5 protein-coding genes and 2 pseudogenes are annotated in these 8,910 nt (G+C 68.2%); 5 read left to right on the top strand and 2 right to left on the bottom strand.

The window, feature by feature from the left end; translation table 11 throughout:
- The 4 genes and pseudogenes from gabT to I0Q12_RS35040 form a co-directional block, all read left to right on the top strand.
- Positions 1-1,161 (top strand): 4-aminobutyrate--2-oxoglutarate transaminase (gene gabT / locus I0Q12_RS03790; protein ID WP_231609952.1); only part of this gene is annotated, 1,161 nt, incomplete at its 5' end.
- A gap of 215 nt (positions 1,162-1,376) precedes the next feature.
- Positions 1,377-2,843 (top strand): aldehyde dehydrogenase family protein, encoded by a 1,467-nt coding sequence (locus I0Q12_RS03795; protein ID WP_197250668.1) that lies wholly within the window; start codon positions 1,377-1,379, stop codon positions 2,841-2,843.
- Positions 2,840-3,701, top strand: a pseudogene (locus I0Q12_RS03800) (CaiB/BaiF CoA transferase family protein); the annotation flags it as partial. The gene I0Q12_RS03795 and the pseudogene I0Q12_RS03800, both read left to right, overlap by 4 nt.
- Before the next feature lie 74 nt (positions 3,702-3,775).
- Positions 3,776-3,955, top strand: a pseudogene (locus I0Q12_RS35040) (CoA transferase); the annotation flags it as partial.
- A 125-nt stretch (positions 3,956-4,080) separates the two neighbouring features.
- On the opposite strand, the gene I0Q12_RS03805 reads toward I0Q12_RS35040, so the two are convergent.
- Together I0Q12_RS03805 and I0Q12_RS03810 are read right to left on the bottom strand one after the other, a co-directional pair.
- The gene (locus I0Q12_RS03805; RefSeq protein WP_197250669.1) at positions 4,081-5,649 is read right to left on the bottom strand and encodes a PucR family transcriptional regulator; all 1,569 of its coding nucleotides are present in this window, start codon (positions 5,647-5,649) and stop codon (positions 4,081-4,083) included.
- Between the two features lie 28 nt (positions 5,650-5,677).
- Positions 5,678-7,237: a PucR family transcriptional regulator gene (locus I0Q12_RS03810; protein ID WP_197250670.1), complete on the bottom strand. Its 1,560-nt coding sequence runs from the start codon at positions 7,235-7,237 to the stop codon at positions 5,678-5,680.
- Between the two features lie 110 nt (positions 7,238-7,347).
- Between I0Q12_RS03810 and I0Q12_RS03815 the strand changes: the two genes are divergently transcribed.
- A partial coding sequence (locus I0Q12_RS03815; protein ID WP_197250671.1) for a hydantoinase/oxoprolinase family protein occupies positions 7,348-8,910 on the top strand: 1,563 nt, incomplete at its 3' end.

Genomic DNA, 8,910 nt, shown 5'->3' on the forward strand with positions numbered 1-8,910 from the left:
TTCATCGACCTCGGTTCCGGCATCGCCGTCACCACCGTCGGCAACTCCGCGCCGCGGGTCGTCGAGCGCGCCACCGCGCAGCTGCGGCAGTTCACCCACACGTGCTTCCTCGCCACGCCGTACGAGCCGTACATCGAGGTCGCCGAGATCCTCAACCGGCTGACCCCGGGAAGCCACGCCAAGCGCACGGCACTGTTCAACACAGGCAGCGAGGCAGTCGAGAACGCAGTGAAGTACGCCCGCGCGGCGACCGGTCGGTCTGCCGTGGTCACGTTCGACCATGCCTTCCACGGCCGGACACTGATGACGATGACCATGACGGCGAAGAACCAGCCCTACAAGCACTCCTTCGGTCCGTTCGCCCCGGAGGTCTATCGCGCGCCGATGGCCTACCCCTACCGGTGGCCCAGCGGGCCCGACCGTGCCGCGGAGGAGGCGTTCGAGCAGTTCCGTCTGCTCGTCGACGCCCAGATCGGTGCGGACCAGGTGGCTTGCGTCGTCGTCGAACCCATTCAGGGTGAAGGGGGCTTCATCGTTCCCGCCGACGGTTTCCTTCGGCGCATCGCCGACTTCTGCCGGGACCGCGGCATCCTCGTCGTCGCCGACGAGGTGCAGACCGGAATCGCCCGCACCGGAGCGTGGTTCGCGTGCGAGCACGAGGGACTCGTGCCGGATCTGATCGTCACGGCCAAGGGACTCGCCGGCGGGCTCCCGCTCGCCGCCGTCACCGGCCGGGCCGAGATCATGGACTGCGCTCACCCCGGCGGCATCGGCGGCACCTACAGCGGTAACCCCGCGGCGTGTGCTGCGGCGCTCGGCGTCTTCGAGACGATCGAAGCCCAGCATCTGCTCGATCGTGCCCAGGAGATCGGCGCACTGATGCTGAGGGAACTGCGCGACATCGGCACGCGTCACCCCGTCGTCGGCGAGGTCCGTGGCCGCGGCGCCATGATCGCTGTCGAACTCGTCGAGCCCGGTACGACCAACCCCAACCGCGAGGCCGTCGCGGAGATCACCCGGTACTGTCAGACCCACGGAGTCCTCACCCTGACGGCCGGAACCTTCGGGAACGTGCTCCGGTTCCTGCCGCCGCTGTCGATCTCCGATGCACTGCTTACCGAGGCTTTCTCGGTACTGCGCGACGCATTCGCGGCCCTCTGATCACCTCCATTTCCGGGTGGCGGGCCATGACCACCACCGCACTCGGCGCCGGCGACCTCACACCGAAGTACTCGCCACCACGGCACGACAACAACCTCGAGTCGGTGCTGGCCTACAAGACATCAGTGAGATGCACCAACGCTCGATCGGTCGCGCGTCGACCGGTCAGGCCGCATTTTTCTGACCCGCACCATCGACACGTCGAAGGACACATCATGACGACACCTGTTCTGCTGCAACACTATATCGACGGCAAATGGTTCGACGGCGAGGGCGAGACCGTGACCAGCATCAGCCCCGCCGAGCCGGACGTCACCGTCGCCCACGGCCGGGCGGCCGCCGACGACGACGTCGACGCGGCCGTCGCCGCCGCGCGCGCCGCGGCGGGGCACTGGGCGAAGACCCCCGCGCACGAACGCGGTGCCGTCCTCACCCGGGCAGCCTCCGTCGTCGAATCGTCCGCCGAACAGTGGGGTGTGGAACTCGCCCGCGAGGAAGGCAAGACGCGCGGCGAGGGTGTCGCCGAGGTGCTCCGCGCCGCCCAGATCCTGCGCTTCTACGGCGGGGAGGGCGATCGGGAAGCCGGTCAGGTATTCGCCTCCCCGCGGCGTGGGGAGCAGATCCTGGTCACGCGCAAGCCCGTCGGTGTAGTCGGGGTCATCACGCCCTTCAACTTCCCCATCGCCATCCCCGCCTGGAAGATCGCCCCGGCCCTGACCTACGGCAACACCGTGGTGTGGAAGCCGGCGGGCACCGTGCCGCTGCTGGCGATGCGGCTCATGCAGGCCCTCGCCGATGCGGGCCTGCCGCCTGGGGTGCTCAATCTCGTCATCGGCGGCCGCACGGTCGGCGCCGGGATCGCCGATCATCCGGGTATCGACGCGCTGACCTTCACCGGTTCGACTGCCGTCGGCCGGAGCCTCGCGGCGGCAGGAGCCGCGCGGGGCGTGCCGGTACAGGCCGAGATGGGAGGGAAGAACGCGGCCGTCGTGCTCGGCGACGCGGACCTCGCTCTCGCCGCCGAGCAGGTTCTGCTCGGTGCGTTCCGGTCGTCGGGGCAGAAGTGCACGGCAACCTCGCGGCTGATCGTCACCGACGACATCGCCGACGAGTTCGTCGGTGAACTCGTCGCGCGGATCGGGAAGTGGACCGTCGGCAATCCCTTGGACGAGCACGTGCACATGGGCCCCGTGGTCGACGGTGCGGCACGGATGTCGATCCGGACAGGTATCGACGAGGCGGTCCGGCAGGGTGCCCGAGTGCTGTGCGGCGGGCGACCGTACGAGGACGGTGATCTCGCGGCCGGGTTCTACGTGTCCCCCACCGTGCTCGAGCTACCCGGCGCCGGGCTCGACGTGTGGCGGGAGGAGTTGTTCGGACCCGTCCTGGCCGTGTGCCGCGCGGCGGACACCGAGGCGGCGTTCGCGCTCGCCGACGACAGCGATTATGGATTGTCGGCGGCAGTGTTCACCCAGGACCTCACCCGTGCGCTCGGGGCGCTCGAGGACCTGGACGTGGGCATCCTGCACATCAACTCCGAATCCGCCGGCGCCGACCCGCACGTCCCGTTCGGTGGCGCGAAGAAGAGCGGGTACGGCCCGAAGGAACAGGGCCGCGCCGCACGGGAATTCTTCACTCACACCACGACCGTCTACCTTCGCGGCGGGAGGCCGATCGCATGAGTCAGGGCGCACTCGACGGCATCGTCGTCGCCGATTTCACCCGGGTCCTCGCCGGTCCCTACGCCACGATGATGCTCGCGGACATGGGCGCCGAGGTCGTCAAGGTCGAACGTCCGGGCACCGGCGACGACACCCGGGCATGGGGACCGCCCTACGACGACGCGGGTTCGGCCACGTACTTCAATTCGGTGAACCGCAACAAGACATCCGTGGTCCTCGACCTCGCGTCGGAGCAGGGCCGGGCCGAAGCCCTGCGGCTCGTCGCACGCGCGGACATCGTGGTCGAGAACTTCCGTGCGGGCACCATGGAGCGGCTCGGCCTGGGCTACGACGACCTGCTCGACGTCAACCCGGGTCTGATCTACTGTTCCGTCACCGGATTCGGGAGCGGGGACGGAGCGGCCCTACCGGGCTACGATCTGCTCGTGCAGGCCGCCGGAGGGCTTATGAGCATCACCGGGCCCGAGGCCGGCACGCCGACGACGGTGGGCGTCGCGGTCGTCGACGTGCTCACGGGTCTGCACGCGCTCGCCGGGATCCTCGCTGCGCTGCATCACCGGGAGCGTACCGGCGAGGGGCAGCGTGTCGAAACCAATCTTCTTGCCGTGCTTCTGTCGTCACTCGTCAATCAGGGATCGGCGTATCTCGGCGCCGGGGTGGTGCCCGGTATCCTCGGAAACCGGCATCCGAGCATCGCCCCGTACGAGGTGCTCCCGACCAAGGACCGGCCGCTGGCGCTGGCAGTGGGAAACGACAAGCAGTTCACCCGGTTCGCCGAGACGATAGGCGCGCCGGAACTGGCCACCGACCCGCGGTTCAGCAGTAACCCGTCGCGCGTCGCACACCGCGAGGAACTGCGCGAAGAGATCACCTCGATCCTCACGACGGCCGGGACACCCACGCGAGAGAGCTCGTCGTACCAGTAGTCCGACCCGGCCGGGCCCATCAACAACATTGCCGAGGCCTTCGAATTCGCTCGACGTCTCGGTCTCGACGCCGTCGTGTCCGTGCCGGGAAGCACGACACCTCAGGTCGGAAACCCGTTGAGCTTCTCCAGGACTCCGGTCCGGTATCGATCGGCTCCGCCACCCCTGGGCGGAACCGCGGACTGACCGGAGGGAATGGAGGAGGGCCCGTCCCGTCGCGTCCTGCCGTGACGGGACGGGCGTCGTACGGACGACAGAACATCTCCTGTCCGGCACAGCCAGCGGGCGGACCGTCCCAGGGCGGCGGGAATTCACCTGACCGTCGGCGCCTGCCCCCCTCGACCATCGAGCATCTCCCGAGCCTTGACGGCCAGCCACCACTCCACCCGGGTGTGGATCGAGTCGAGGTCGCGACCCGTCAGTTCGGTGATCCGGGCGAGCCGGTTCCGCAGGGTGTGCCGGTGGATGCCCAGCGCTACGGCGGTGCTCTCGGCCTGAGCATTGTGCTCGAGGTACGCGGCCAAAGTCTCGACCAGTCGCCCACTTCCCCCACGCTTCTCGTCGTAGGCATCGAGTGCTTCGAGGCCGGCTCGGGAGATGGCCTGTAGGGCATCGCGATCCTGCATGCCCAGTAGCACGGAGAAGGTGCCCAGCTCGGCGAACACCACCGGTGCCGTTTCTCCGTCCCGCACCGCCCGTGCCGCCGAGAGAGCTTGATGCACGCTGGTGTTCGCATCCAGCACCACGCAAGGCCCGCCCAGTCCGCACCGGACCTTCCGGCCGAGCTGCGCCCGGACCCGGTCGTGGATCCGGGTCGCGATCTCTCGCGCACGGTCGGCCGGCAGCACCACCGCGACATCCGCATCGACCGAGGCCGCCAGATAAGGGACCGCCTCCGCGGCGAGGGCCGCGCCGATCTGCCGTTCCGCCGGCAGCAGCGGACCGATCTCGGTCAGCACGGCGACCGCGACCGTGTCGGTCGGTTCGAATCCGAAGTATCGGAGCAGGCCGGCGTCCATACGTTCGGGTGTGTCGAAGAGTGTCCGGGTGACGGCGGACCGCAGCCTCTGCTCCGCGCTCTGCACCTTCGCGGGCTTCCCGAGTTCGATGGAGATCAGCGACACCGCGTGGGCGAGGAGCAAGCGGTCGGCCGGCGGTAGCGGTTCCGCGGTGCCGACGGCAAGGTATCCGTAGACGTCCGGTGCGGCCGCGATGCTCTGAACGGTGTAGTGGTCCCCGTCGTCCACCAACACCTTGCTCATCTGCCGGCGCCGCGGCGCTCGGGAGGCCGATTCCGATACTGCGCGGGCGTGCCCGATCGCCCGCGTCGTGTCCGAACCGTATTCGGCGAGGACACGATCATCGGGGTCGACGACGGCGACGACGCCGGCGAGCGCCTGGCCGAGCGCGGTCACAACCGCGGGCACTCCCCCACGCAGGGTGGCACGGGCCAGTCGCTCCTGTTGGTCGACGACGCGCTGCACCGATCGAACCTGATCGGCTGTCAGTTCGTCGATGACTGCGCGGGTGATGGCAATGAAGGGGGTGGAGGCGGGCACGGCAAGTACCGGAAACCCGAGTGCGTCACCGGCCGCCCGAAGACCGTCCGGCACTCTGTCGAACCGGGTACCGGTGTCGAACGCCAGTGCCACGCACCCGGCAGCGACCAGGCCTTGAAGGTAGGTGAACTGGTCGTCGGCGTCGGCACCGATCTCCAACCCGGTGGTCATGACGAGTTCTCCCCCGGACAACCACGGGGTGGGATCGGGAAGCTCGATCGGATGCGCCCATTCGATGACTCGGTCGGCTCCCTCGCGGCCGGCTACGAGGGTGAGTCCCAGCTCCGGCAGCGCCGTGAGTCGACGCACGGTGATGGCCATGATGGTGTTCCTTTCCCGAGCCGGGCAGCTAGGCGGTGGGGCGTTCGGCGAGTACTTCGAGTGCCAGCTGGATGTCTGTGACGTCGCGGGGCGAGCGCAGGGACCGGCCCAGCAGGTCTTCGACACGTTTTACCCTGTGCCGCACGGTATTCGGATGCAGGTTCAATTCTCGTGCCGTGCGCCCGACGTCCAATTCCCGGGCCAGGTGCAGCACGAGGAAATCGATCAGGTCGTCGTGGCCGTCGAGCAGGGGTGCCAGAACTGCGGTAGCGCGGAGGAGGGCTGTCTCCGGGGCACGGCCCGCCAACAGCCAGTCGGCGAGACCGACGTCCTCGAAGCGCTGGGCGATCTTACCCAGCCGCTCGGCGGCCCGTCGCGCCCAGCGTGCCTCACGTAGTTTGCCGGGTCCGCGCGCGGGATCGCTGAACGGTTCGCTCACGCCGCACGTCAATCCCTCCGGAAGGTTGGCGGACCAGGAATCGAAGGCCTCCGCCCGGGCCGGAACGACTCCGACGAGGCCGCCGTCGTCCCGGGCGAGCAGCAGGGTCAGCCCGATGTCACGCGCCAGCCCGGATACGTCCGCTTCGACGGCGTCGAGCAGTGAATTGGCGCGGAACACCCATCGGCGGTTGTCGTAGTCGGGAGCCGCGGACAGAACCAGCATCCGCATGTCCGGCTCAGGACCGAACCGGAGCATCTCGAGTTGGTCCAGGACGGTGTCGGCATCGGTGGGGTTACCCGAGGTCAGTGCCCTCACCAGCGCGGCGTGCCGCGCGCGGTTCTCGACGGTGGCGCGCTGGCGGGTGCGTTCGATTGTGTTGAGCAGCCGCAGCGATACCTCGACCGCGGGGGCGGTGAGCGGGTCGGCGAGTTCGTTGCTCTTGGAGGCGAGGGTCAGCCAGTAGTGCTGGTCGCCCGGCGAGATCGAGTGCGCGCTGACCGACCAGCGGCCCACCCGGAACCGCAGTCGCCCGTCCCGGCCGCGCAATTGATTACGGATCAGATGCACAGGCGCGCCGCCGGCCGAGGCCACGACATCGCCCACCTCGTTGTAGAGGACCACGCTGCTGCGGAGCAGCCCTGCGAGGCGGGCGACGAGGTCTGTCTCCGGAGCCTCGGCTGTCATTGCCTCGAGCAGGTGGTTCTGCATCTGCAGCGTACGCCGCAGCAGCATCGAGTCCTGCGCCTGCACGGCCGTACTGACGCGTCCGACCACTTCCATGAAGGGCAGTTCCGGTGGGACCGCCACCACGGCGAACCGATGGCGTTCGGCCTCGTCGAGCAGGGACCGGGGAATGTCGTCGGTGATCACTCCGACGCCGTAACCGAGTGCGGCGATGCCGGACCCGACGAGTTCGCGGATCAGCTCACGGCAGGCCTGCTGCGGGTGCTCGAGGGCGGGAAAGCGCGAGCCGGTGGTGAGCATCATCGACCCCGGGCGCAGCCAGCGGGTGGGGTTCTCGATCTCGATCGGGTGCGCACCGGTGATTCCCACGTTGGGGTCGGCGTCGGTCACCAGCCGCAGCCCGAAATCGGGTTCGAGCAGCAGATCGACGAGCCGGAAACGGTCCGGAAGCATGCCCGACATCTTTCCCTCTCCAGTGTGAGAATCTCCAATGATTTCGGGAACTCGATTCACTTTCTCCAATTGATGGGCCGCCGACCAGGCCGAATACTGAGTCCACCCGAACCAGGAGTATGACGATGATCACATCTCGCAATCCCCATCTGCGCGTCGCCGTGGACGTCGGCGGCACCTTCACGGACGTGTGCATCTTCGATGAGAGCGCCTCGACCACCCGCATCGCGAAGGTTCCCTCGACCCCCGATGACCCGATGCGAGCCGTGATCGACGGCGTGCGCACAGCGGGCATCGATCTGACCGAGGTGACACTGTTCTCCCACGGCACCACGGTCGCGACCAATGCGCTCATCACCCGTAGGTTCCCACCCGCAGCTCTGGTGACCACCCGCGGGTTCCGCGACGTGCTGGAGATCCGCGACGGCACCAAGGACGAATTGTGGGACACGTACGTCGACGTCGGCACCCCCTACATCCGTCGCCGGGACCGGTACGAGGTCACCGAGCGCATCGACTATGCCGGCGAAGTCGTCACGCCGCTCGACGAGACCGAAGTCCGCGAGCTGGCCCGAATCCTTCGCCGCAAGAACATCAAGACCGTCGCGGTCTGCCTGATCAACAGCTACGTCAACAACACCCACGAACAACGCGTCCGGGCCCTGCTCGAAGCCGAGCTTCCCGATGTGACGGTCTCGACCTCGAGCGAGATCCTCCCCGAAATCTTCGAGTACGACCGCGCCTCCACCACTGTCGCGAACGCCGTGCTTGCACCGCTGGTCAGCGGATACGTCAACCGGCTCGAAGCGCAACTACGCGCCGACGGGTACGGCGGCGACCTCCTCCTGCTTCATTCCGGCGGCGGTTCCATGACACCCGCAATGGTGGAGAAGTTCCCTGTCCGGCTCGCCGCTTCCGGCATCGCTGCCGGAGCGATCGCCGTGGCCGATATCGCGACCCGCTGCGGATACCCCAACGCGATCGGCCTGGACATGGGAGGCACCAGCACCGACATCTCGCTCGTCTACGACGGCGAGGTCCGCACCACCAAGCAGTGGCAGGTCGAGTACGGCTTCCCCATCTCCTTCCCCAGCATCGAGGTGCTCACGATCGGTGCGGGTGGCGGATCGCTGGCTTGGCTCGACGAGGCAGGCTCGCTGCGCAACGGGCCGCAGTCCGCCGGCGCCTCCCCCGGCCCTGCCTGCTACCTGCGCGGCGGCTCCGAGCCGACGAACACCGACGCGAACGTGCTGCTCGGCCGACTGGGCACCGCTCTCATCGGCGGCGGCCTCACCCTGGACGTGGCGGCCGCGGAGAACGCGATCAAACAGAGCGTGGCCGGACCGCTGGGCCTCGACGCCGACACCGCGGCAAGCAACATCCTCCAGGTGGCCAATGCCAATATGGCGGATGCCGTGCGGCTGTTGTCGATTCGTCGTGGTTACGATCCGCGTGACTTCGTCCTCGTTGTCTGCGGCGGCGCGGGCGCCCTGCACGGTGCGGCGCTGGCGAAGGAACTGTCCATTCCGACCGTTGTGGTGCCACCCCACCCGGGTATCACCTCGGCGCAGGGCTGTCTGCTCGTCGACATCCGGCACGACCTGTCGGCGATGTTCCAGGGTCGCGTCGACGAGATCGACACGACCGCACTCGAACGCGAGTTCCTGCGCCTCGAGCAGGAG

It is taken from the genome of Rhodococcus sp. CX, from assembly GCF_015865005.1.
Taxonomy (GTDB): domain Bacteria; phylum Actinomycetota; class Actinomycetes; order Mycobacteriales; family Mycobacteriaceae; genus Rhodococcus.